We start from the raw sequence: 1,356 nt of genomic DNA on the forward strand, positions 1-1,356 counted from the left end.
CGCGGCATTGCGCTGATCCTGGCCAATGCGATGTTCTGGCAGCCGATGTGGGCGCAGGCTGATGGCGTGGTGGTCAGTGGTTCGGGGACCGGCCTGGGGCAGGCGGGCAATGGCGTGCCGATCGTGAATATCGCGACGCCCAATGCCGGCGGGCTGTCGCATAACCAGTTCCAGCAGTACAACGTCGAGGCCCAGGGCCTGATCCTCAACAACATCGCCCAGCAGACCGGCGCGACCCAGCTGGGCGGGATCATCGTCGGCAACCCGAACCTCAACAACGGGGTGGCGGCGCAGGTCATTCTCAACGAGGTGGTGGGCGCCAACGCCAGCCAGCTCAAGGGCTACACCGAAGTGGCCGGGCAGGCGGCGCGGGTGATCGTCGCCAACCCCTACGGGATCACCTGTAACGGCTGCGGTTTTCTCAATACCCCGCAGGTGACCCTGACCACCGGCAAGCCCGTGCTCGACAGCAACGGCAGCCTGGTGCGGTTCAATGTCCAGAACGGCAGCGTGGCCATCGAAGGGCTGGGGCTGAACGCCGATAACGTCGATCAGTTCGACATCATCACCCGCAGCGCGAAGATCAACGCCGAACTGCACGCGAAAAAGCTCAACATCATCGCCGGTCGCAATGACGTCGACGCCCAGACCCTGAGCTCCACGGCGCTGGCGGACGATGGCAGCGTCAAACCGGAACTGGCCATCGACAGCTCGGCGCTGGGCGGGATGTACGTCGGGGCTGTGAAGCTGGTGGGCACCGAGGCGGGAGTCGGGGTTCGGCTGGCGAGCAATGTGGCGGCCAGTGCCGGTGATATCCAGATCGATGCCAACGGCCAGTTGACCCTGACCCAGGCGGTGGCCAGTGGGGCGATGGCGGTGAATGCCAAGGCGGTGGAGGTGAAGGGGCCGCTGTATGCAGGGTCTTCGCTGTCGGTCACCACGCCGGGCGATCTGACCATTGAGCAGAATGTCGCGGCGCGGGATGTGGTCACGCTGTCCAGCACTGGCCAGTTGACCAACACCGCGATCATCGAAGCGGGCATCAATGCCGACAACAGCCGCAATGCCTCCGGCGATGTGGTGCTCTCGGCGGGCAACCTGACCAACACTGGCAGCGTCGTGGCCAGCCGCGCCCTGCAGGCGACGGCCAGCCAGACCCTGAACAACCAGGGCGGGACCCTGAGCGGGCAGTCCAGTACCCGGATCACGGCCACGACCCTGGATAACCGCCAGTCAGGGCGCATCCTGAGCCAGGGCGGCAGCGTTGAAGTCACGGCCAGTGACGTGTCGAACGGCCAGAAAGGCCTGATCTCCAGCGCGGGCAGCCTGACGATCAACGCCGCGTCGCTGGATAAC

Annotated in this window: 1 protein-coding gene; it reads left to right on the forward strand. The window is 65.5% G+C overall.

Features of this window, described 5'->3' with window-relative positions; genetic code table 11:
• A partial coding sequence (locus K5D32_RS25700) for a filamentous hemagglutinin N-terminal domain-containing protein (protein WP_221602318.1) occupies positions 1-1,356 on the forward strand: 1,356 nt, incomplete at both ends.

Source organism: Pseudomonas cichorii, from assembly GCF_019719005.1.
Taxonomy (GTDB): Bacteria; Pseudomonadota; Gammaproteobacteria; order Pseudomonadales; family Pseudomonadaceae; genus Aquipseudomonas; species Aquipseudomonas cichorii_E.